Source organism: Pseudonocardia adelaidensis (assembly GCF_039543345.1).
Taxonomy (GTDB): Bacteria; Actinomycetota; Actinomycetes; order Mycobacteriales; family Pseudonocardiaceae; genus Pseudonocardia; species Pseudonocardia adelaidensis.
The window spans coordinates 208,587-230,185 of the sequence record NZ_BAABJO010000009.1; the positions used below are offsets into that span (position 1 = coordinate 208,587).

25 protein-coding genes and 1 pseudogene are annotated in these 21,599 nt (G+C 73.0%); 15 read left to right on the forward strand and 11 right to left on the reverse strand.

The window, feature by feature from the left end; all coding sequences use genetic code 11:
* The first annotated feature begins 51 nt into the window (after nucleotides 1-51).
* Nucleotides 52-624, forward strand: coding sequence for a TetR family transcriptional regulator (locus tag ABEA81_RS14555; RefSeq protein WP_345605575.1), 573 nt, complete (start codon nucleotides 52-54; stop codon nucleotides 622-624).
* Here ABEA81_RS14555 and ABEA81_RS14560 read toward each other — a convergent pair whose 3' ends face one another.
* Nucleotides 625-1,023: a RidA family protein gene (locus ABEA81_RS14560; RefSeq protein ID WP_345605576.1), complete on the reverse strand. Its 399-nt coding sequence runs from the start codon at nucleotides 1,021-1,023 to the stop codon at nucleotides 625-627.
* A 69-nt stretch (nucleotides 1,024-1,092) separates the two neighbouring features.
* A complete protein-coding gene (locus ABEA81_RS14565; RefSeq protein ID WP_345605577.1) occupies nucleotides 1,093-1,752 on the reverse strand; it encodes a TetR family transcriptional regulator in 660 nt (219 codons plus the stop codon).
* 114 nt (nucleotides 1,753-1,866) lie between these two features.
* Here ABEA81_RS14565 and ABEA81_RS14570 point away from each other — a divergent pair, with 114 nt between their 5' ends.
* Both ABEA81_RS14570 and ABEA81_RS14575 read left to right on the forward strand, forming a co-directional pair.
* Entirely contained in the window at nucleotides 1,867-2,415 is a 549-nt protein-coding gene (locus tag ABEA81_RS14570) for a YceI family protein (RefSeq protein WP_345605578.1), read from the forward strand.
* 2 nt (nucleotides 2,416-2,417) lie between these two features.
* Nucleotides 2,418-2,978, forward strand: a complete 561-nt coding sequence (locus ABEA81_RS14575) for an NADPH-dependent FMN reductase (RefSeq protein WP_345605579.1) — start codon at nucleotides 2,418-2,420, stop codon at nucleotides 2,976-2,978.
* Here ABEA81_RS14575 and ABEA81_RS14580 read toward each other — a convergent pair.
* A complete protein-coding gene (locus tag ABEA81_RS14580; RefSeq protein WP_345605580.1) occupies nucleotides 2,965-3,222 on the reverse strand; it encodes a hypothetical protein in 258 nt (85 codons plus the stop codon). The genes ABEA81_RS14575 and ABEA81_RS14580 overlap by 14 nt on opposite strands.
* A 218-nt stretch (nucleotides 3,223-3,440) precedes the next feature.
* Here ABEA81_RS14580 and ABEA81_RS14585 point away from each other — a divergent pair, with 218 nt between their 5' ends.
* Complete coding sequence (locus tag ABEA81_RS14585; RefSeq protein WP_345605582.1) at nucleotides 3,441-4,358, forward strand: S66 peptidase family protein; 918 nt, start codon at nucleotides 3,441-3,443, stop codon at nucleotides 4,356-4,358.
* A gap of 42 nt (nucleotides 4,359-4,400) precedes the next feature.
* Nucleotides 4,401-4,658 (forward strand): annotated as a pseudogene (locus tag ABEA81_RS42675) (helix-turn-helix domain-containing protein); the annotation flags it as partial.
* A 26-nt stretch (nucleotides 4,659-4,684) separates the two neighbouring features.
* On the opposite strand, the gene ABEA81_RS14590 reads toward ABEA81_RS42675, so the two are convergent.
* Nucleotides 4,685-5,461 (reverse strand): AraC family transcriptional regulator, encoded by a 777-nt coding sequence (locus ABEA81_RS14590; protein WP_345605583.1) that lies wholly within the window; start codon nucleotides 5,459-5,461, stop codon nucleotides 4,685-4,687.
* 98 nt (nucleotides 5,462-5,559) lie between these two features.
* Here ABEA81_RS14590 and ABEA81_RS14595 point away from each other — a divergent pair, with 98 nt between their 5' ends.
* From ABEA81_RS14595 to ABEA81_RS14625, 7 genes are all read left to right on the forward strand, one after another.
* Nucleotides 5,560-6,420 carry a phytanoyl-CoA dioxygenase family protein gene (locus tag ABEA81_RS14595; protein WP_345605584.1) on the forward strand — a complete coding sequence of 287 codons (861 nt, stop codon included), beginning with the start codon at nucleotides 5,560-5,562 and terminating at the stop codon, nucleotides 6,418-6,420.
* Nucleotides 6,417-6,686, forward strand: coding sequence for a hypothetical protein (locus ABEA81_RS14600; protein WP_345605585.1), 270 nt, complete (start codon nucleotides 6,417-6,419; stop codon nucleotides 6,684-6,686). Before ABEA81_RS14595 ends, ABEA81_RS14600 begins: the two co-directional genes overlap by 4 nt.
* Before the next feature lie 97 nt (nucleotides 6,687-6,783).
* A complete protein-coding gene (locus ABEA81_RS14605) occupies nucleotides 6,784-8,040 on the forward strand; it encodes an ABC transporter substrate-binding protein (RefSeq protein ID WP_345605586.1) in 1,257 nt (418 codons plus the stop codon).
* A gap of 7 nt (nucleotides 8,041-8,047) precedes the next feature.
* Complete coding sequence (locus ABEA81_RS14610; protein ID WP_345605587.1) at nucleotides 8,048-8,974, forward strand: carbohydrate ABC transporter permease; 927 nt, start codon at nucleotides 8,048-8,050, stop codon at nucleotides 8,972-8,974.
* Nucleotides 8,964-9,866 carry a carbohydrate ABC transporter permease gene (locus tag ABEA81_RS14615; protein WP_345605588.1) on the forward strand — a complete coding sequence of 301 codons (903 nt, stop codon included), beginning with the start codon at nucleotides 8,964-8,966 and terminating at the stop codon, nucleotides 9,864-9,866. The genes ABEA81_RS14610 and ABEA81_RS14615 overlap by 11 nt, the downstream gene beginning before the upstream one ends.
* 16 nt (nucleotides 9,867-9,882) lie before the next feature.
* Nucleotides 9,883-11,235 carry an alpha-L-fucosidase gene (locus ABEA81_RS14620; protein WP_345605590.1) on the forward strand — a complete coding sequence of 451 codons (1,353 nt, stop codon included), beginning with the start codon at nucleotides 9,883-9,885 and terminating at the stop codon, nucleotides 11,233-11,235.
* Nucleotides 11,235-11,909, forward strand: coding sequence for a FadR/GntR family transcriptional regulator (locus ABEA81_RS14625; RefSeq protein ID WP_345605591.1), 675 nt, complete (start codon nucleotides 11,235-11,237; stop codon nucleotides 11,907-11,909). Before ABEA81_RS14620 ends, ABEA81_RS14625 begins: the two co-directional genes overlap by 1 nt.
* A gap of 13 nt (nucleotides 11,910-11,922) precedes the next feature.
* On the opposite strand, the gene ABEA81_RS14630 is transcribed toward ABEA81_RS14625, so the two are convergent.
* Entirely contained in the window at nucleotides 11,923-12,603 is a 681-nt protein-coding gene (locus ABEA81_RS14630; RefSeq protein ID WP_345605592.1) for a TetR/AcrR family transcriptional regulator, read from the reverse strand.
* Nucleotides 12,604-12,645: 42 nt separating this feature from the next.
* Between ABEA81_RS14630 and ABEA81_RS14635 the strand changes: the two genes are divergently transcribed.
* A complete protein-coding gene (locus ABEA81_RS14635; RefSeq protein WP_345605593.1) occupies nucleotides 12,646-13,452 on the forward strand; it encodes an alpha/beta fold hydrolase in 807 nt (268 codons plus the stop codon).
* Between the two features lie 148 nt (nucleotides 13,453-13,600).
* Here ABEA81_RS14635 and rpmF read toward each other — a convergent pair whose 3' ends face one another.
* Both rpmF and ABEA81_RS14645 read right to left on the reverse strand, forming a co-directional pair.
* On the reverse strand, nucleotides 13,601-13,798 hold the full coding sequence (gene rpmF / locus ABEA81_RS14640; RefSeq protein WP_425570553.1) for a 50S ribosomal protein L32: 198 nt from the start codon (nucleotides 13,796-13,798) through the stop codon (nucleotides 13,601-13,603).
* 364 nt (nucleotides 13,799-14,162) lie between these two features.
* Nucleotides 14,163-15,002 (reverse strand): class I SAM-dependent methyltransferase, encoded by an 840-nt coding sequence (locus tag ABEA81_RS14645; protein WP_345605594.1) that lies wholly within the window; start codon nucleotides 15,000-15,002, stop codon nucleotides 14,163-14,165.
* Nucleotides 15,003-15,156: 154 nt separating this feature from the next.
* Here ABEA81_RS14645 and ABEA81_RS14650 point away from each other — a divergent pair, with 154 nt between their 5' ends.
* Nucleotides 15,157-15,897, forward strand: coding sequence for a polysaccharide lyase family 7 protein (locus tag ABEA81_RS14650; RefSeq protein ID WP_345605595.1), 741 nt, complete (start codon nucleotides 15,157-15,159; stop codon nucleotides 15,895-15,897).
* A gap of 87 nt (nucleotides 15,898-15,984) precedes the next feature.
* Here ABEA81_RS14650 and ABEA81_RS14655 read toward each other — a convergent pair whose 3' ends face one another.
* The 3 genes from ABEA81_RS14655 to ABEA81_RS14665 all read right to left on the reverse strand — a co-directional run bounded on the left by ABEA81_RS14655 (nucleotide 15,985) and on the right by ABEA81_RS14665 (nucleotide 19,223).
* Nucleotides 15,985-17,391, reverse strand: coding sequence for a selenium-binding protein SBP56-related protein (locus ABEA81_RS14655; protein ID WP_345605596.1), 1,407 nt, complete (start codon nucleotides 17,389-17,391; stop codon nucleotides 15,985-15,987).
* Between the two features lie 67 nt (nucleotides 17,392-17,458).
* Nucleotides 17,459-18,064 (reverse strand): nucleotidyltransferase domain-containing protein, encoded by a 606-nt coding sequence (locus ABEA81_RS14660; protein ID WP_345605597.1) that lies wholly within the window; start codon nucleotides 18,062-18,064, stop codon nucleotides 17,459-17,461.
* A 73-nt stretch (nucleotides 18,065-18,137) separates the two neighbouring features.
* Nucleotides 18,138-19,223, reverse strand: a complete 1,086-nt coding sequence (locus tag ABEA81_RS14665; protein WP_345605598.1) for a LacI family DNA-binding transcriptional regulator — start codon at nucleotides 19,221-19,223, stop codon at nucleotides 18,138-18,140.
* Nucleotides 19,224-19,322: 99 nt separating this feature from the next.
* Between ABEA81_RS14665 and ABEA81_RS14670 the strand changes: the two genes are divergently transcribed.
* Complete coding sequence (locus ABEA81_RS14670; protein WP_345605599.1) at nucleotides 19,323-20,132, forward strand: MBL fold metallo-hydrolase; 810 nt, start codon at nucleotides 19,323-19,325, stop codon at nucleotides 20,130-20,132.
* Here the strand turns inward: ABEA81_RS14670 and pdxR are convergent.
* The gene (gene pdxR, locus ABEA81_RS14675) at nucleotides 20,090-21,553 is read right to left on the reverse strand and encodes a MocR-like pyridoxine biosynthesis transcription factor PdxR (RefSeq protein ID WP_345605600.1); all 1,464 of its coding nucleotides are present in this window, start codon (nucleotides 21,551-21,553) and stop codon (nucleotides 20,090-20,092) included. The two genes, ABEA81_RS14670 and pdxR, sit on opposite strands and share 43 nt — an antisense overlap.
* Nucleotides 21,554-21,599 lie beyond the last annotated feature (46 nt).

The window sequence follows — 21,599 nt, forward strand, 5'->3', positions numbered from 1 at the left end:
CCGTTTTTGTCAATCTGGTTCCGTTCTGGAGCAGTTGCTACTCTTCGCGCCGTGGTCGACGAGCCCGCCGCTCCGGAGAGCGGTACGCGCGCCCGCACCCGGCGCGCCATCCTCGACGCCGGCGTGCGCGTGCTGTCCCAGCAGTCCGGTGCGTCGCTCGCCGAGGTGGCCGCTGCGGCCGGGGTGGGGCGCACCACGATGCACCGGTACTTCCCGGAGCGCGCCGACCTGCTCACCGGCATCACCAACGACCTGCTGGAACAGATCGCCGCCGCCACCCAGCGCGCCCGCCCGGAGCAGGGTCCGGCCGTCGCGGCGCTGGAGCGGCTGTGCCAGGCGTACTTCGCCCTCGGCGACGGGCTCCTGCTCACGCTGAACGAGCCGCACCTGTTCACCGATCCGGCCTGGAACGAGGAGGGCGAGCCCGAACGGGCGCTGCTGCAGCTCGTCGAACGCGGGCACGCCGAGGGCACGATCGACCCCGGCCTGAGCCCGGCGTGGGTGCAGGACGTGCTGTGGTCGCTGCTCTACGCCGCCTGGATGCACGCCCGCGACAGCGACGTGCCCGAGCACGACGCCCTCGCACTGTGCCTGCGCACGCTGCGCAAGGCCGTGGCGCCGTGATCAGCGGAGGGCCGCGGTCAGCTCGAGCTCGACGAGCTGGTCCGGGAAGCCGAGCGCGGTCACCCCGAGCAACGTGCTGGCGCTCGTGAACGCCGCGCCGATCGGGGACTCCGCGAAGCGGTGCCATGCGCGGGCCGCCGCCTCCTGGCCGCCCACGACGTAGACGACCGACCGAACGACGTCCTCGGGATGCGCCCCGGCGGCGGCGAGCGCTCTGCGCGTGTGCTCGACGGTGACGTCGACCTGGTGGCCGAGGTCACCGACCCCGACGACCCGCGTCCCCGTCTCGTCCATCGGCATCTGACCGGCGAGGAAGGCCGGCCGGCCCGGGCTCGCGATCGTCACGTGGTGGTACCCGGAGGCGGGGTGCAGCCCGTCGCTCGTGCGCCGTTCGATCACACCGGCCACGGTGCCAGTGGCGTCAACGGGGATGCGTCGAACGGTGACCGACCAGCGCGTGGGGTGGCGTCACCACTGTCCGGAGCCCTCCGGGCGCCGTCGGGCACCAGGACAGCCGCCGGCCAGCAGCGCGTCGAGCAGGCAGTCCAGGCCCGCCTTGATGCGCGCCCGCGAGAACCCGAGTACCCGGCGCTGGTGCAGGAGCAGGCTCGCGCCGACCGGAGCGAGCAGCGCGTCCGCGCAGTAGGCGGCGTCGTGCTGCTGCGCCTCGCGCAGCAGCACGACGAGGTGGGTGCGGGCGGTGCGGTAGGCGGCGCTGTCGTAGCGCGCCGCGCCGGCACGGGACTCGGCCAGTGCGTGCAGGTCCCCTTCGGTCTCCATCCGGTCGACCATGGCGTGCAGGTACGCCCGGATCCGCGCGCCGGGCGGGGCCCCTGGTCCGAGCGGCGGAGGCCCCGAGAGGTGGGCGCGCTGGAACTCGCGCTCCTGCTCGTCGAGCAGGGCGAGGGCGAGGCCGCCGAGGTCGCCGAAGCGCCGGTAGACGGTGCCCACCCCGACGCCGGCGGCCGCGGCCACGCGATCCATCGTCAGCGCGTCGATGCCGCTCTCGACCATGATCGCGTGGGCCGCCGCGAGCAGAGCACGCCGGTTGCGCGCGGCGTCGGCCCGCTCCGGCGGGGGCTGGCCGAGCACCGGCAGCAACTCGCGTCCCGTCGCCGTGGTCGCCATCCCGTCCCCTTCGTGTTCCTCTCGTCACGGTACCCGATCTCCCTTGCATTCGGAGAGTTCTCCGCTTAGCTTGGTCCAAACGGAGAGTTTTCCAGTTATGAGAGGACGATGATCATGACCGTCAGCACGCGCCCGTTCACCGGCACCTTCCTGGTCGATCAGGTGCACTCGTCGGTCGAGTTCGCCGTGCGGCACATGGGCGTCTCGCTGTTCCGAGCGCGGTTCGAGGAGGTCACGGCCCGCCTCGTCGCCGGCGAGGACGGGGTGCGGCTCGAGGGCTCGGCGCCGGTCGAGTCGGTCTCGATCCGCAGCCCGCGCGAGTTCCGCGACCACGTCGTGTTCGGCGCCGATTTCTTCGACGCCGGCAACCACCCCGAGATCACGGTCACCGCGAACGACGTCGCCCTGCACGCGGACGGCACCGCCACCGTGCAGGCCGAACTCACGCTCCGCGGGGTCACCCGGCCCGTGACCGCGAGCGGGACCTACCACGCGCCCGTCGTCGCCCTGGACAACCGGCTGCGCGGCGCGCTCGAGCTCACCGCCACCGTCGACCGCAGGGACTGGGGCATCGACTGGCAGGCCCCGCTCCCGGCAGGCGGAGACGCCCTCGGCAACGAGGTGCAGCTCACGGCGCACCTCGAACTGGTCGAGGAGGCCTGACCGTGCTGCTCCTGGGAATCTCCGGGAGCCTGCGCCGCGGCTCCCACAACAGGAGGCTGCTCGACGCGGCCGCCGGCCACCTCCCGGCCTCGGTCACGATGCGCGTGTTCGACGGACTGGCCGAGATCCCGCCCTACAGCGAGGACGAGGACGCGCCCGCCGCCGTCCAGCGGCTGCGTGCCGCGCTCGCCGGCGCGGACGGCCTGCTCTTCGCGACGCCGGAGTACAACGGCTCGGTGCCCGGGCAGCTCAAGAACGCGCTCGACTGGGCGTCGCGCCCGTTCCCGGACAACGCGCTGCGCGGCCGCCCGGCCGTTGTCGTCGGCGCGTCGACGGGTCTCTTCGGCGCGGTGTGGGCGCAGGCAGAGCTGCGGAAGGTGCTGCGGACGGCGGGCGCGGACGTCCTCGACGACGAGCTACCGATCGGGATGGCGGACGTCGCGTTCACCCCGGACGGGGCGCTGGCCGACCCGGAGCAGGCCGCGGCGCTCGGCCGGGTCGTGGACCGGCTGCTGCAGCACGCGGGCGGGCGCATCGGCCCCGCCGGGCTCAGCCGGTGTTGACGACGTCCACGAGCCTCGGCGGCTCTGGCGCGGAGCTCGGCGGGTCGACCGGGTCGACCGGGCGGACGACGGGCTGGGTCCCGGAGGTGAGCGGCGGCATCTGCCCCGCGGTGCCCGCCGCCTGGATGACCCCCACTCCCGCCGTGAAGAGGACGACGACCACGAACCACAGCGCTCCCCACGCCAGGGTGTGCGGCCGCAGGAGTCCGGCCATGCCGGATCCCGGTGGACCGGCTGCGGTCATGTATCGTCCTTCCCCCGCCCAGCCGGCCGCGGTGGCTGCGGTCGGCGCGGAGAGCGGCTCACGAGCCCCACTCGTGAGTCGTCCCCCCGTTCTGCCATCGCCCGATCAGGGGGGCCCATTACGAACCGCAGCACGGCGACGGGGAGGTTCACCCGGTCGGCTGCAGGAACGTCACTCGTCCTGGTGACGACGGCGGGGCCGACGGGAGGAGCAGGCAGGTGACGACGGCACGCCGGGCCGTGCGGCCGCTGCGTCCGGGTGACCGGGTGGCCGTGGTCGCCCCGGCCGGGCCCGTCCCGCCCGATCTCCTGCACCGCGGCCGGTCCGTGCTCGAGTCCTGGGGCCTGCAGGTGGAGCTGGCGTGCACCGCCGGCAGCCGGGACACCCCGCTGCCGTACCTCGCCGCGGACGACGCCACCCGCGCCGGGCAACTGCAGCGCGCGTGGTGCGACCCGGACGTCGACGCGGTGCTGTGCGCCCGCGGCGGATACGGGGCGCTGCGCGTGCTCGACCTCGTCGACTGGGACGCGATGACCGCCGCGGGACCGAAGCTCTTCGCCGGGTCGAGCGACACCACGGCCCTGCACGCCGTGCTCGGCCCGCGGTGCGGCGTCGTCACCCTCTTCGGGCCGATGGTCGCCACCCGCGCCGTCACCGACGACCCGGCCGCCCGGGAAGGCCTGCGCCGGGCGCTGTTCGACCCGCCCGCAGTGCTGTGCGGTGGCCCGGACGCCCGGCCACTGGTCGGCGGGCGGGCCACCGGGGTGACGGTCGGCGGCACGCTGAGCCTGCTCACCTCCACGCTCGGGGTCCCGGGCGTCCCGCCCCCGCCGGACGGCGCGATCGCGCTGCTGGAGGACGTCACGGAGGCGCCGTACCGGATCGACCACTTCCTCACCCACCTCCTGCGGGCCGGCTGGTTCGACCGGGTGGCGGGTATCGCGCTGGGGTCGTGGCAGGAGTGCGGCCCCCCGGCGGAGGTGCGCGACGTCGTGCTCGACCGGCTCGGCGGGCTCGGCGTGCCGCTGGTGGAGGAGCTGGGGTTCGGGCACTGCGCCGGGCAGCTGACCGTGCCGCTCGGGGCCGAGGTCGAGCTGGACGCCGACGCCGCCACCATCCGCCGCTGCGACGCGTAGCGCCCGGCAACGAGCACGGCGGCAGCGCTCACGAGGGCGGCGATCGCCGACCCCGACCTCACGCCGGCATCCGTCGCCGATGCGCACCACATCTCGGTGCGCCACCTGCACAAGATCTTCCGGAGCGACCGGACGACGGTCGCCGCGCACATCCGGCGTCGCCGCTTGGAGCGCTGCAGCAGGGACCTGACCGACCCGGCGGCGGCGCACCGGCCGGTGTGCGAGATCGCCCGCGCGTGGGGCTTCCGCAACGCGGCGCACTTCAACCGGCTCTTCGGCGACGTGTACGGCATGCCGCCGGGCGAGTTCCGGCTCGCGAAGTCCCGTCAGGCGGAGGTTCCGCGGACCGCGCGGGGCGAGCCGCCCAGCTCCCGGCGGCAGGCCTTGTTGAACGCCTGCAGGTCGCTGATGCCGACCGAGGCGGCCACCGCGGGGATCGACATCGTGGTGGCCGTGAGCAGGTGCCGGGCACGCGCCATCCGCCGCTCCCGGATCCAGCCCACCACCGGCAGTCCGGTCTCGGCGCGGAAGAGCCGCGTGAGGTGGTTGTGCGACACCCCGGCCGCGCGGGCGACGTCCGGCACGGAGAGCGGACGCGCGAGGTTGGCCTCGATGAAGGCGATCGCGGACGCCACGGCGCTGTGGTGGGTGCGGCCGGGGACGGGCTCCGGGAGCTGGGCGATCCGCCACAGCGCCGTCCACACCTCGGCGGCCGTGCGCGCCGAGCCGCCGGGCCATGCGGCGATCGCCGCGCGCAGCAGCTCGGACAACCCGGCGGCGGCCGGACCGGCGTCCCGCGCGACGGGCACCGTCTGCGGCTCGCCGCACTCCTCCGGCCGGAAGTGGGCGAAGAGGTGCTCCGAACGGCCGGTGTAGTCGAACCGGACCTCCACGCCCGCCGGTACGAAGCTCACCCAGCCCGGCGCCACCGCGTAGGTCCGCCCGCCGATCGTGACGTCGGCCGAGTAGCCGTAGAGGTGCAGCTGCCACAGGTCGGGAAGCCGGAAGACGTCGTGCAACCTGCGCACGCCGTGCACCCCGACGCCGGCGTTGGCGATGAACGGCGGCCGCCCGATGCAGAGCGGAACGCGCTCGACGGCCACGGTGAGAAATTACCAGCATTGGGGAGCCAGGACCACGCGATATGACCAGTTCGCACCCTAACCTCGGTGCGCGAGAACCACCCAGGTGAGGGAGGATCGTGCACCGCAAACACCTGCTCACGTCCGTGCAGATGGCCCGGTTCGTCGCGTACGGCTCGCACCGCATCGACGGCGTCGTACCCGCCGACATGAACGCCGAGGCGACCGACGTGCTCCGCGCCGGCATCCCGGCGGTGCCGTACGGCACCCCCCTGTCCGAGACGTTCGCCGACGGCTCGTTCGCGCAGCGCCTCGTGCAGCTGCCCGAGATCGCCGGGGCGATCCACAGCTTCGTCGGCCCCGACCCGGCCGTCGACCACCACGCCGTGCACATCCGCAAGGCGCGCGAGGGCGACGCCCAGAACCTGCACGGCGACGCGATCATCGACGTGCGGCCGGACGCGTTCGACGTGCAGCTCATGTACTACCCGCAGGAGGTCACCCTCGAGATGGGCGGCACGCTGTCGGTGCCGGGAAGCCACCTGCGGCGCACCAACGAGTCCGACACCGGTCGTTACCAGAACCTCCTCGGCCAGACCCGCCTCGTCTGCCCCGCCGGCACGGTCGTCTTCCTGCACCACGGCATCTGGCACGGCGGGCGGCGCAACGACAGTGACGTCGACCGCTACATGTTCAAGATCCGCTTCAACCCGACGGTCCGGCAGCTGCGGCTGTGGAACACCGACGATCTGTACGACCCGGCCGTCGCCGCGGAACTGGGCACGCGTTTCCCCTGGTACGAGAACGCCACCGGCCGGCTGGAGATCTACAACCGGGTGCTGCTGTGGCGCGCGCTGATCGGTGACGACAGCTACGACCCCGACTACTGGGTCACCCGCGTGACGAACCGCCCGGCGCGGGTCGTCGCGGGACGCAGCCTCAACCCGCACGCCCCGGCCCGGGTCGAGGAGATGGCATGACGACAACCCGCCAGAAGGTGCTGGTGCTCTACCTCGCCTCGTCCGCGCTCGACGCGAAGGTCGTGGGCTGGTCGAGCTACGACGGCACCGGGGAGACCACCCCGACCACGGGCGACAGCGACGTCCCCCCGTACGAGACCGGGCTCGAGGCACTGAAGGACGGATGGCGCCTCTTCCAGGCGTCGCAACTCCTCCCGCCACAGCCGGGTCACGAGTACGACGTCTCGTTCCTCAAGCACGAGTTCTTCTTCGAGAAGCTCATTTGACATCCGATCTTTGATCGGCGTGGACCCTTGACGCGCCGGTAGAGGCGCGCAAAAGTGAATCGAACATCGGATGTCTCACTCAATGCCGAGGAGCACCATGACGGTCAAGACGATTCGGAAGCGCGCGCTCGCGGTGGCTGCTGCCGCCACCCTCGCTCTGGCCGTGGCCGCATGCGGCTCCGGTGGCGGCAGCGGCAGCTCCACCGCGGACGGCAGGACCACGATGGTCTGGAACATGTGGAGCGGGTCCACCGCCGAGGTGGACGCGTGGAACCACCTCTCCGAGATGGTCACCGCGAAGCACCCCGACCTCGCCCTCGAGTTCCAGACCAGCAGCTTCAACGACTACTGGACCAAGCTCGCCGCACAGGCGAGCGGCGGTGACACGGGCTGCATCCTGGGCGTGCAGTCCTACCGGGCGCCGAGCGTCAGCCAGCTGCTCGTGCCGCTCGACGAGATGCTGGCCGGCGCCGGGATCAACGCGGCCGACTTCGACCCGTCGATCTGGAAGGCGCTGCAGGTGGACGGCCAGCAGCTCGCCGTGCCGTACGACTTCGGGCCGTTGATCATGTTCTACAACGCCGACCGCTTCCGCGAGGCCGGCGTGCCCGTGCCGACCACCGACTGGACGGTGGACGACTTCCTCGCCGCGGCCCAGTCCCTGACCAGCGGCGGGAAGCACGGTTTCGCCGTCTACCCCACGGTCGACAGCGTGATCCCGTGGTCACTCTCGCTGGAGGGCACCTCGCCGGTGAACGCCCAGGGCGGGCTGGACCTCACCCAGGAGGGCTTCGTCAAGGCCGTCCAGTGGTACGCCGACCTCGTCACCAAGCTGAAGGTCGCGCCCCAGGTGGCGGCCACCAACGACCCCACGCCTGCGCTGAACTCGTTCATCTCGGGGGACGCCGCGATGGTCGTCGACGGGCCGTGGCAGCTGGTCAACGTGATGGACCAGGCGCAGTTCGAGGTGGGCGTGGCCCCGATCCCGGCGGGCGCGTCCGGTTCCCACAGCCAGGTGGCCGGGTCCGGGTTCGGCATCTCGCAGAGCTGCCCCGACCCGGACAAGGCGCTGCAGGCGATCGCGGTGCTCACCAGCCCGGAAGCACTCCAGTACCTCGCCGAGCAGGGTCGCGCCTTCCCGGCGCGCACGGCGCAGCAGGAGTCGTGGTTCAGCCCGAAGCTCGCCGGGGCGCGCGACGGCCTGCAGGTCGCGATCAAGAACGGCGTGCCCGCGCCGGCCACCGACAACTACACCCAGGTCTCGCAGCTGTTCCAGCAGTACGGCGTGGAGGCGGTGAACGGCCAGCAGAGCGTGCCGGACTTCCTGAACTCGGTGCAGCAGCAGGCGGGGTGAGGTCGCCGTGACAGTGTCGGCCGCACCGCCCGCGGCACCCGTCGCCGAACCCGGCGGCGGCGTGCACCGCCGCGACGGCCGCGCCGCACTGGGCTTCCTCGCGCCGAGCACGAGCGGGTTCCTGCTGTTCACCCTGATCCCGCTCGTCGGATCGCTGCTGATCAGCTTCTTCGCCTGGCCGGTGCTCGGGCGGCGCCGGTTCGTCGGGGTGGACAACTTCGCCGAGCTGCTGACCGACCCGGTCTTCCACCGGGTCATGCTCAACACGCTGGTGTTCGTGGTGGTCTACGTGCCGCTCAACATCGTCGTGTCGCTCGGGCTGGCGCTGTGGATCTCGCCCCGCATCCGCGGGCGCGGGCTCTACCGGCTGCTGTTCTTCATCCCGACGGTCACGCCGATGATCGCGAACGCGCTGGTGTGGCGCCTGCTGTACCAGCCGGGCGGCCCGATCGACCAGGGGTTCCAGGCGCTGCTCGGCGTGCCGTCGCCCAACTTCCTCGGCGACAACCGCTGGGCGATGGCCGCGGTGATCCTCATGTCGGTCTGGCAGGGGTTCGGCTACAACATGCTGGTCTTCTCCGCCGGGCTCGACGCGATCCCGCAGAGCCTGCACGAGGCGGCCTCGATCGACGGGGCCGGGCCGCTGCGCCGGTTCTGGAGCGTCACGCTGCCGATGCTCTCGCCGTCGATGTTCTTCGCGATGATCATGACACTGATCACCTCGTTCCAGGTGTTCGTGCAGCCCTACGCCCTCACCGCGGGCGGGCCGGGCGTCGCCACGGAGACGATGGTGCTGCACCTCTACAAGGAGGGCTTCCAGCAGTTCGACCTGGGCACCGCGGCCACGATCGGCTGGTTCCTCTTCATGATCATCATGCTGGTCACCGCGCTGCAGTTCCTCGGCCAGAAGCGGTGGGTCCACTATGACGATTGACAGCGCGACGACCGAGACACTCCCCCGCCCCGCGACGGCGGATGCGGCTCCCGCACGCCCGTCCCGCCGGCGCACCAGCCCGCGCACCGTCGTGTCGCAGGTGCTGCTCACGGCCGTGCTCCTGCTGTTCCTCATGCCGTTCGTCTGGATGATCGCGACGGCGCTCAAGCCGCCCGCAGAGGTGTTCGGCGCAGGCAGCGGGCTCGTCGGGTCGGAGATCCGCTGGTCCAACTTCGCCGAGGCGTGGAGCTACCTGCCGTTCGGCCGGTTCATGCTCAACGGCCTGTTCGTCGCGGCGGCGGGCACCGTCGTGGTGTGCGTGACGTCGGTGCTGTCGGCGTACGCCTTCGCGCGCCTGCGCTTCCGGTTCCGGGACCGGATCTTCCTGCTCTTCCTGGGCACGCTGATGGTGCCGCAGGAGGTCACGGTGGTCCCGATGTTCATCCTCATGCAGCAGTTCCGCTGGGTGGACAGCTACGCGGCGCTGATCCTGCCCTGGGCGTTCACCGCGTTCGGAACGTTCCTGCTGCGCCAGTTCTTCCTCTCGATCCCGCGGGAGCTGGAGGAGGCCGCGACGATCGACGGCGCGAGCCGGCTGCGGATCCTGCTGCAGGTGGTCGTGCCGATCGCGCGACCGGCCATCGCCGTGCTGGCCGCGTTCACGTTCATCAACTACTGGAACAGCTTCCTGTGGCCGCTGATCGTCGTGAACAGCCGCGACATGTCCACGGTGCCGCTCGGGCTCAACCTGTTCCTGTCGCAGAACGGCAACCAGTGGCACCTGCTCATGGCCGCGTCGGCGATCTCGATGGTGCCGACCGTCGCCATGGTCGTGCTGCTGCAGCGCCACCTCGTCCGCGGCATCGCCCTGTCCGGCCTCGGTGGCCGGTGACCTCCGGGAGGACCTCGTGACCGTCGACTGGAGCCGGCTCTCGCGCCCACTCCCGGACTGGTACGCCGACGCCAAGTTCGGGATCTTCGTCCACTGGGGCGCCTACTCGGTGCCGGCGTGGGCGGAGCCGACCGGCGAGCTGGGCACCGTCGACGAAGGGGTCTGGTTCCGCCACAACTCCTACGCCGAGTGGTACTGGAACACGATCCGGTTCGACGACAGCCCCGCCCGCGAGCACCACCGCCGGGTGCACGGCGACGCGCCCTACGACGACTTCCTCGACGCCTGGAAGGCCGAGGAGTTCGACCCGAAGGCCTGGTGCGACCTCTTCGCCAGGGCCGGGGCCCGCTACGTCGTGCCGACCAGCAAGCACCACGACGGCATCGCCCTGTGGGACGCGCCCGGCACCGCCACCCGCAACACCGTGCACCGCGGCCCGCACCGCGACCTGATCGGCGACCTGGCGAGCGCCGCGCGGGCGGCCGGCATGCGGTTCGGCGTGTACTACTCCGGCGGGCTCGACTGGAGCGTCACCGAGCACCTCCCGGCGATCGACACGTTCGCGAACGTGCGCGCGCAGCGTCCCATCGACGCGGCGTACGCGGCCTACGCGTACCTGCACGTCCGCGACCTGGTCGACCGGTACCGCCCCGACGTGCTGTGGAACGACATCGAGTGGCCCGACGCCGGCAAGCACGCCGGGCAGCTCGGCCTGTTCGAGCTCTTCCGCCACTTCTACGCCACGGTCCCCGACGGCGTCGTCAACGACCGGTGGGGCGACACGCACTGGGACTACCGCACGAGCGAGTACCAGCACGGCCTCGAGGCCGAGACCGCCCCGGCGTGGGAGAACAACCGGGGCATCGGGCTGTCGTTCGGCTACAACCGGGTGGAGGACTCCCGGCACCTGATCAGCGGCCCGCAGCTCGTGCGCCACCTCGTCGACGTGGTCTCCCGCGGCGGGAACATGCTGCTCAACGTCGGCCCGACCGCGAGCGGCCTGATCCCGGAGGGGCAACGCCGGACCCTGGAGGAGCTGGCGGGCTGGATGGCGGCGAACCCGGGTGTCGTCCACGGCTCCCGCCCGCTGGAGGACGGCATCGCCGACGACTCCGACGAGCCGTGGGTGCGCTGGACCCGCACCGGCGACCGCGCGTGGGCCGTCGTCGACGCGTCCGGCCGCCCCGGGCGATGGAAGCAGGCGGGGCGGGTGCGGGTCGTGCTGCCGGCCCGCGCCGACCGGCTCGAGCTCGCCTCGGCCGCGCTCGCCGACGGCGCGCCCGTCGCGGCGCAGGCCGAGCCGGCCGGAGTGGCCGTGGAGCTGCCGTCCCGGGACCTGCCGGTGGCGGTCGGGTTCGACGTCCGCTGATGGCCGTCACCGACGAGGCCATCCTCAAGATCAAGGAGATGATCCGCGCAGGCGAGCTGGGGCCGGGCGACCGGCTGCCCCCGGAGAAGGAGCTGTCCGAGGCGCTGGGCCTGTCCCGCAGCTCGCTGCGCGAGGCCGTCAAGGCCCTGGAGATCATCCGGGTGCTCGACGTGCGGCGCGGCGACGGCACCTACGTCACCAGCCTGACCCCCGACACCCTGCTCGACGCCATGTCCTTCGTGGTGGACATCCACCAGGACTCGTCGCTGCTGGAGCTGTTCGAGGTGCGCCGGATCCTCGAGCCCGCCGCGGCGGCGATCGCCGCCGCGCGCGGCGCGCCCGCCGACGTCGAGGAGCTGCGCGGGCTGCTCGCCGCGCTGGGCGACCGGCCCACCGTGGACGAGCTCGTGGCGCACGACCAGGTGTTCCACCGGCGCATCGCCGAGATGGCCGGCAACACCTACCTCACGAGCCTGCTCGAGACGCTCTCCAGCAGCACCCTGCGCGCCCGGATCTGGCGCGGGCTCTCCCAGGAGGGTTCGACGGAGCGCAGCCTCACCGAGCACCGGCTGATCGTCGACGCGCTGGAGCGGGGCGACGCCGCGCTGGTGGCCGCCCAGGCGACGGTGCACATCGACGGGGTGGCGGAGTGGCTGCGACGGGCGGTCTCCTGAGGGTGGTCGACCGCTAGGCGTCGTCGGGCAGGCGGGCGGCCAGGCCGTCGAGCAGGCATCCCAGGGAGAAGGCGAAGCGCCGGTCGGACCGGGCGGCGACGTCGGCACCGGTGCCGGCCCGCATCGCCGAGGCCGCGGCCGGGTGCACCTCGGACGCGGCCGCGAGGTACCCCCCGAGCCGTTCGTCTCCCGCCAGCGCGGCGGTGTGCCGCAGGCCCGTCTGAGCGAGCACGGCGCCCACCACCTGGTCGTGCAGGGCAGCGGCCACGGCGCCCGGGTCGGGGAAGCCGGCGCGCGTCGCGACTCCGAGTGCGGCATCGGCCAGCTCCACGGCGTTCGGCCCGATGTTCGGCAGCCGGCCCAGCAGCGGCAGTGCCCAGGGGTGACGCAGCAGCACCTGCCGCATCCGTCCCGCCTGCGCCGCGAGCGCGTCGCGCCACTCCCCCGGGACGTCGTCCGGCACCCGCGCCTCGCCCAGCACCTCGTCGAGGGCCAGCTCGAGGAGCTCGTCCTTCGTGGCGACGTACCAGTACAGGGCTCCGACGGTGACGCCGAGCTCCGCGGCGACCCGCCGCATCGACACGCGCTCCAGTCCGTCGGCGTCGAGCAGCGCGACGGCCGCGCGCACGAGCGACCCCCTGCTGAGGCCGGTGCTCGCCGGCTTCGCCCGGTCCACCCAGATCGAGGAGGGCACGGACGCACCCTATCGCTGAACAGCGCTCAGTATCATTGAGCAGTGTTCAACGACATCGCGGTGACCGCCCTCGGCAATGCCGCCGACCGTCCGCCGGCCGTCCTCGTGCACGGCGTGCTCAGCTGGGGCGCCGACACCGAGTACGGGTTCGGAGCCCAACGACCGCTCGCCGGGCATCGCCGGCTGCTGCTGATGGACCGCAGGGGCTACGGCGCGAGCCCCGACCTGCCGCCCGGCCCGTACCGCAGCGACTACGCGATCGACGCCGAGGACGTCGTGCACCTGCTCGGGGACGGCGCTCACCTCGTCGGGCACTCCTACGGCGCGGTCGCCGCGATGCTCGCCGCCGCGGCGCGCCCCGACCTGGTCCGGTCGTTGTGCCTCGTCCAGCCGGGCTCGCTGCGCGCGGCCGAGTCCCATCCCGCGATCGCGGAGTTGCTCGCCCGCAACCGCGCCGCCGTCGTGGAGCTGCCTGCCGACCTCACCCCGGAGAGCTACCTGCGCCTGTCGACCGAGTCGGTCGGCATGCCCACGCCCGAACCCACGGCGGCCCGGCTGCGGGCGGCGCACACCACCATGCACGAGCGACCCTGCTGGGACGCGGAGATCCCGCTCGACCGGCTGGCCGCCGCCGGCTTCCCGGCCCTCGTCGTCCGCGGCGACTGGTCCGGCGCACCCGACGCGTACCGGCGCCTCGCCGGCGAGCCGTTGATGATCACGGCCGAGGTGGTCGCCGAGAAGCTCGGGGCCCGGCTGCTGACGGTGCCCGGCTACTACCCGCAGGTCCAGCAGCCGGCCCTCGTCAACGAGGCCCTCGCGCAGCTGTGGGAGCGCGCGGACGCGAGCTGACCGTTGCGAGTCCGCCTCGAGTCACGTATCGACGAACCTACGTTCGAGAGCGTCGGCGAGTTGGAGGTCGGCGATCCACCCTTCTGATCCGAGGAGGCACCGGCCGGGGTGCGGGACGCGTCGCGGCCCGCACCCCAGGCTCATCCCGTCAGTCGCGGGTGGGCGACAGCACCTGCCGTCCGCGGTGCTGCCCGCAGGCGGGGCAGAGGACGTGGGCCGGCTTGACCTGGCGGCACCGCGGGTTCGGGCACGGCGCGAGCTGGGGCACCGACATCCTCCGGTGCCACTGGGCCCGGTGGTGCCGCACCCTCGACCGGGACTTCTTCCGGAACATCGAACTGGACACGGGTCGTCCTTCCGTCCACTCGTGGGATCAGGGGCGATTCACCGCAGGCACGGCGGATCACGCCCGACCTCGGGACGGACGACGAGCAGGAACAGACACAGGGGCACGAGGGCTCCGCGGGCACGGTGGGGACGGGTACGCCGAGGAGGCCCCAACCGGCGAACTCACGGTGGGGCCGGGGCGGTACCGCTAGGACGCCGTAGGGGTGTCCCCGCCGCTCGTGGCCATGGGCCGACCGTAACAGCGCACCACAACCGCATTTCTCCGCCGACGACGGCGGCAGGGATCAGCAGAGCACCAGCCGGTGGCTACGCTCTCGCCGGGGGTGGTTCGACTACGCCGCCGAGGACGCGTACCTGCGCGCTCACCCGGCGCGCCGGCCCACCCGGAGGACGCTGAGGTAGCGGCGTGGCGCCCGGTCGCCCATCCGCGTGCGGATGCGTTCGGCGACCGCGTCGAGCAGCGGCTCGCGGACGTCGCGGTCGAGCTTGCGGTACAGCGAGGTCGAGCGGAGGAGGTCGGCGAAGCCGGCCCCGTCGAACCACTGGACGGTCGGGTACCAGCGCACGACCGGCGGGCCGAACAAGTTGCCGGGACCGTCGGCGAGCCCCCACGCGTCGTCGGTCGCGCGCACCTCGTCCTCGAGCGGCGGATGACCCCAGCCCGGGTTCGCCGGGGAGAAGCGCTCGTGCAGATCGGCGGTCTCGGCGTACACCTCGGGCTCGCCGGGCCTGCGGACGACCACGTGGCCGAGCACCACCATCCAGCCCCCTGGGCGGAGCACGTCGTGGGCCCGCCGCCAGCGGACCGAGGGGTCGACCCAATGCCACGACGTCGCCGCGACGAGGGCGTCGAAACGCCGGCCGCGGTCGCCCCACTCCTCGAACATCGAGGTCTCGATGTCGACGTTCCCGAAGGTGGCGACGTTCCCGAAGGCGGCGCCGTTCCCGAAGTCGGCGACCCGGCGGCGCGCGAGTGCGGCCATCCCCACGCCCGGCTCGACGGCCGTCACCGAGCACCCGAGCGCGGCCAGTGGACGCGTTGCCTGGCCGGTGCCGCACCCGACCTCGAGCACCGACGCCCGCGCGTCGATGCCGGTGACGGCGGCGAGGTCCGCGAACAGCTCGTCGGGGTAGCCCGGGCGAACCCGGTCGTAGATCTCCGGTACGTCGTCGAACACCCGACCGAGGTCACGTCCGTCCATCGCACCCAGCTTCCCATGATCGCCACCCACTCGGGTGGCAGATCTCCGGAGCCCTTTCTGCACGTGATCCCCTCGCTACGCTCGGTGGATCCACGGCGAGTGGTTCGAGACGGGAGATCGGCGCCTCATGTCGCGTTTCCGAGATCTTCTGATCGTGGTCGGGCCAGCGCTCCTCGTGGCACTCGCCGCGTGCGCGGCACCCGAGCCGGCGCCCGCCCCCGCGCCCCCGGCGCCGCGCACGCCAGCCGTCCCCGGCGACGTGCTGAACCTCGCGAACTGGAAACTGACCCTGCCCACCGGCGCCGGGAACGAGCCGGAGGAGATCCACCCACCGCAGCTGACCTCGTTCAGCGACGACTTCTTCCGGCTCGACGACACCCGCGACGGGGTCGTGTTCACCGCCAACGCGGGCGGGGTCACGACCAACGGGAGCAGCTACCCGCGGTGCGAGCTCCGGGAGATGGACGGTGGCGCGCTGGCGAGCTGGTCCAACCGCGCCGGCACCCACACGATGACCCTCCGGGAGGCGATCACCAAGCTGCCTGAGGTCAAGCCGCACGTCGTCGCGGCGCAGATCCACGACGCCGAGAACGACGTCGTCATGGTGCGACTGGAGGGCACGCACCTCTTCGTCGAGTACGACGACGGCGAGGGCGAGTTCACGCTCGACGAGCACTACGCGCTGGGCACCCCGTACGACCTGCGGATCACCGCCGCGAACGGCCGCGTCCAGGTCGCCTACAACGGCAGGCAGGCGGGCGACGTCCCCCTCGCGGGCGACGGGTGGTACTTCAAGGCCGGCACCTACACCCAGTCCAACCCCGAGCGGGGCGAGGCCCCGGCGGCGGTGGGCGAGGTGGTCATCTACTCGCTGGACGTGCAACACACGCCCTGACGGCTCGCACACCAACGCTGGTGCCGGCACACGAACTGCAGTTCGTGTGGGAGCGCCACCGTTGGTGTGCGACGGCCCGGCGCCCGGTCAGCGGTAGCAGTACGAGTCCGAGGACGCGTCACCGCCCTGCAGGCGGATCTGGTGCGGCCGCAGGCCCCGGAAGTCGTCGCCGTGCGGGAAGAAGCGCTCGTCCACGGCGAGGCCGCCGGCGGGGTCGGCGTCGAGCTTCGCCATCCACGCGCCGACGCCGTCGGGGTAGAACTGGTCGTCCCACGCGCCGTAGAGCGAGTTCGTGAAGTAGACGCGGCGGCCGTCGCGGCTCACCTCGACCATCTGGGGCCCGCCGGCGAGCGGCAGGTCGGGCCGGGCCGGGTGCGGGGCGCGGTCGACGATGCCGCCGAGCCGGACGGAGCCGGTCTGCCGGGGGCGCGCCGGATCCGACACGTCGAACTGCTTCATCTCCCCGGTGCCCCAGCAGGAGACGTAGAGGAACCGGTCGTCCACCGAGAGGTCGATGTCGGTGATGAGCGGCGGCACGGCACCGAACGGCTTCAGGGCGGGAGGCAGCCGGTCGGGGTCGGCGGGTTCGGCAGGGACGGTGATGACCTTCTCGACCTTCCACCCGTCACCGTCGCGGAACCACCGCCAGATCGAGCCGGACAGGTCCTCCGTGGAGACCACGACGCCGACGAACCCCCAGGTGGCCTCCGGGTCGTGGGACGGGCGCACCTCCAGCACCATCTGGTGCTGCGCACCCAGGTCGACGCTCTGGACGTGCCGGCCCTCCGCGAGGTCCCAGAAGTGGAGGGCGTGGCCGTACCGGTTGCCCAGCAGCAGCTCGGGGACGACCCCGTTCTCGATCATCGACGGGCTGCCCCACTCGCTGGAGATGAGCGTGTTCTGGTTGAGGTGCCACCAGGCGTCGTAGGCGAAGTGCTGCGGGCCGCGCTCGGTCTCCCATGCGCGCAGGACGTCGAACGTCGAATGGTCGAGCAGCGCGATCCCGCCGGGCCCGTCGTCGTCGCCCTCCGGGCCGCCGAGGCAGGTCAGGAACACGCCGTCCGGACCGCAGTGCATGGTGTGCGGGCGCGAGTAGCCCGCCTTCTCCGACAGGTCCGTGCCGCTGATCGTGCGGACGAGCCGCGGCGCCCGCGGGTCAGGCTGGGTGTCGAGCACGTGGATGTCCGACGAGCGCAGGCCCGGCACGAGCAGGTACCGGCGGGCGAGCTCGTGGCCGTGGCCCTCGTGGCGCAGCGCGCTCGAGCACGCGTTCCAGCCGAAGTGGTGCAGCTCGTGACCGAGCCCCGGGACGTCCGTCCAGCCGACCACCCCGCCGTAGCCGTCGGACTCCGGGTTCACGTCGACGACCGTCATGGCGTCGTGCTTCTGCGCGGCCCGGTCGAAGGCGACCACGTAGGCCAGCTCCTCGGGCGGGGCGGCGGCCGCATCGGCCGCCGAGCGGTAGAAGGTCGGGTCGACGGTCGGCTGGGTCATGGTGCGCCTCCTCTGCCCGGATCACTCCTGCGTAACACCGCGGCGGCGACAGCACAATGCTCCCCGCTCAGCTCCGCCGCAGCCGGTGCAGCCACGCATGGCCGGGATCCCGCCGCTCGATCGCGGTCCGCAGCCAGGTCCGCTCGGGCGGACCGAGGACGGGTAGCGCGGCGTCGAAGTCGATGAGGTCCTTCGGGCGGTGCGACCCGGCTTTGTGGTACAGCTGCACCTGGGGCGCGAGGTACGGCACACCGGCCGCGGTGCAGCGGACGGCGAGCCCGAGCGGCAGGCGGACGCGTGGATCGCGCCGCGAGACCCAGTCCGGCCCCTCGGATTCGTCGATCATGAGCTGGATCCGCCACGCCGTGGTGGCATCGGGGCGGCACCACACGTCGTGCACCTCTCGCGACAGGACTTCGCCCCTCACCCATGGCCGCAGGCTCCCCGGCGGGTCGGCTGCCCACAGCTCCCACCCGGGAAGGACGTCGTGAGCGGCGACGTGGTCGGTGCGCAGCACGCCGATGTCGACGTCCGCGTGATCACGGATCCGACGGCCGACCGCCAGTTCGATCGCCACCCCGCCTGCGACCCACCACGGCCCGGGGTGACGGGCGAATGCCGCGGCGACCTCCTCGACGGGTGCCGGCTCCCACCGGCTCGGCTCGGGGCGCATCGCCTCAGACTGCCCGACCCGAGGCCAGGACTTCGCCCTCCACGGGCCGCGGTGGCGGCGCCGGTGCCGCGAGCTACCGCTCCTCCTCGCCTTCCTCATGTGTCGGGTAGGGCTGCCCGGCAGTCTTGCCACCGACCTGGACCGGATCACTCGACGCCCGGACGCGCAGCCGCGGGGGCAACAGCACCGAGGCGGGCCGGGCGCCGTCGAGGATCTCGACCAGCAGCTCCACTCCCCTGCGCCCCATCTCGAGGTTCGGGGTGGCGACCGTGCTGAGCGGGATCGGCAGCTCCGCGGCGAGGGACACGTCGTTGTAGCCGACGATCGCCACGTCCTGGCCCACGCGCAGGCCGGCGTCGCGCAGGGCCCCCATCGCGCCGATGGCGGCGAAGTCGTTCACGGCGAAGACGGCGGTGGGCAGCGGCCCGGGAGCGTCCAGGACGCGTTGCATCGCCTGCCGCCCGCCCGCGGCGTCGAAGGGACCGTGGACGACCCGGTCGGCGGGCACCGTCCGGCCGGCGGCCGCCCAACACTCCAGGAACCCCCTGGTCCGGTCGCTGCCGGTGCTGGCGTAGGGCTCGCCCGCGAGCACGGCGACCCGGGTGTGGCCCCGGTCGAGGAGGTGTTCCGCGACGAGGCGGCCGCCGGTGACGTCGTCCCCGGTCACCGCGGGGTGGGCGCCGGTGCGCCTGCTGACGAGCACGAACGGCACGCCCCGGCGCTCGAGGTCCGCCAGCAGGTCGCCGCGCTCGGACGCGTCGCCGATGATCAGGCCCTCGACGCGGTGGTCGAGCATGACCTCCGCGCGCGCCCGTTGCTCGTCCGGGTCGTCGTAGGTGTTGGCGACGACCGTCCGGTACCCGGCGAGCCGCGCCGCCTCCTCGACACCCTCGTAGATCGTGGCGAGGACGTAGTCGGACAGGCGCGGGACGAGCATCCCGAGCAGCCGGCTGCGCCGGGTGCGCAGGCCGCTGGCCAGCTGGTCGCGGGAGTACCCGAGCCGGGCGGCGGCGGCGCGGACCCGTTCGGTGGTGCCGGCCGACGGGGCCCGGGCACCACCGGTCACCCCGTGCAGGGCGCGGGAGGCGGTGGTCACGGAGACGCCCGCGGCCTGCGCGATGTCCTTCAACCTCGCCCGGCGGTGTGGCGGGTCCGGCACTCCTCACCCTCCGATCGCGGACGTCGCCCCTTGACGCGACCGCACGCGCTACGGTTCAGTGGCTGTACAAACGATAGTACAAGATCGAGGGGGTCGAACGTGTACATCTGTGGCACGTGCGCGGTGGAGCACGCGGAGAAGGTGGATGTGTGCGCGATCTGCGCGGACGAGCGGCAGTGGGTGCCCGCGGACGGGCAGCACTGGACGACCTTGGACGAGCTCGCCGCGGCCGGCCACGCGGTGCGCGTGCGCGAGCTCGAGCCGGACCTGTACGGCATCACGGTCGAGCCGAAGCTCGGGATCGGCCAGCAGGCACACCTCGTGCGCACCCCGGCCGGCAACGTCATCTGGGACATGGTCGGCTACGTCGACGATGACGCCGCCCGCCGGGTCCGGGAGCTGGGCGATGTGGCCGCGATCGTCGCCAGCCACCCGCACATGTACGGCGTGCAGGTGGAGTGGAGCCGGGCGCTGGGCGACGTCCCGGTGCTGGTCTCCGAGGCGGACCGGGAGTGGGTGGCGCGGCCCGACCCGGCGATCCGCACGTGGAAGGACAGCCTCGACGTCGTGCCCGGGGTCAGGCTGCTGCAGCTCGGCGGGCACTTCCCCGGCAGCGCGGTGACGCTCTGGGCCGCGGGGGCCGGGGGCAAGGGCGTGCTGCTCGGCGGCGACACGATCCAGGCCAACCCGGACCGGGCGACGATGACGTTCATGCGCAGCTACCCCAACCGCATCCCGCTGTCGGCCGCGGTGGTGGAGCGGATCACGCGCGGGGTCGAGGGGCTCCGCTTCGACCGCCTCTACGACAACTTCGGCAAGACCGTCGACACGGACGCGCGCGCCGCCACGCGCCGGTCCGCCGACCGCTACATCGGCTGGGTGCGGGGCGACTTCGACCACCTCACCTGATCCAGGGTGAGGGCGGACCGGAGCACGTCGATCAGGGCGTCGAGGGTGGGTGACCACGCGTGGTCGGCCGGCGTGGCGTAGCCCACCAGGATGCCAGCGAGCCGCGAGCCCCGGTCTCCGTGCCAGCCCCGGCCCAGCCCGACGAGCCGGATGCCGCGCCGGGCGGCGATGTCCACGACCTCGGTCTCGGTCGGCCCTCCGGCCGGGAGCTCCAGCAGCACCTGGACGCCCGCGGCCGCCCCGTGCACCCGGACCGCCGGCACGTCCCTCGCGAGCCGGTACAGCAGCTCGCGGCGCCTGCGCCGGTACTTCAGCCGCTGCACGCGCACGTGCCGGTCGTAGTCGTGGCGGCGGATGAGCTCGGCGAGCACCAGCTGGCCGATCGACTCGGTCTGCGCGTCGGCGTAGAACTTCGCCTCCGCCACGGCGTCCACGAGCCGTCGGGGCAGCACCAGCCAGCCGAGCCGGACCGCGGGGCCGAGCGTCTTGGACGCCGTCCCGGCGTACACCACGTGCTCGGGAGCCATGCCCTGCAACGCGCCGACCTGCTGCCGGTAGGACAGCTCACCGTCGTAGTCGTCCTCCAGCAGCACCCCGCCGGTCGACGCCGCCCAGTCGAGCAGCGCGCGGCGCCGGGCGGGCCCGAGCACCACGCCGAGGGTGGCCTGGTGCGCGGGGGTCAGGACGACCGCGCCCACGTCGGCGGGCACCCGGCCGGCCGCGCCGATCTCGTCGACCGGGAGCGGCACGACGTCGAGGCCCGCACGCCGCACCACCTCCCGGTGGAACGGCGCGCACGGGTTCTCCATCGCGATCCGCGTGCACCCCTGGTCGTGCAGCACCCGCGCGACCAGCCCGAGCGCCTGCATGTAGCCCGATGTGACCACGATGGTGTCCGGGTCGGCGATGACGCCGCGGGTGCGGCCGAGGTACTCGGCGAGCGCCGCGCGGAGCTCCGGCCGCCCCCTCGGGTCACCGAGCGCGAACGCCGCGGGCTCCACTCGCGGGAGCACGGTGCGCGCGGCGTTCAGCCACGCCTGCACCGGGAACGCCGAGACGTCCGGCCGCCCGGGCGACAGGTCGTGCCGGAACCGCGGCGCGGCAGGCGGCGGGGCCAACGGCTCGCGCGGCGCCCGGTCCGCGGACGGCACGCGGGCCACCACCGTCCCGGACCCGCGCCGCGCGGACAGGTACCCCTCGGCGACGAGCTGGCCGTACGCGGCCGTCACCGTGCCCCGGGCAACGCCGAGCTCGTCCGCCAGCGCCCGGGTGGCCGGCAGCCGGGCGCCGGGCGCCAGCCGCCCGTCCCGGATCGCCGTGCGCAGGGCCACCTCCAAGCCGGTGCGACGGCCGTCGCCCGCAGGGTCGAAGTCGAGGTGCAGGTCGAGCCCGCGTCGCGAATTGGCCCACTCGGATGCCACGACTTTGGACCATACCCACTGGACCAATCGGTTCTAGCGTCGACGG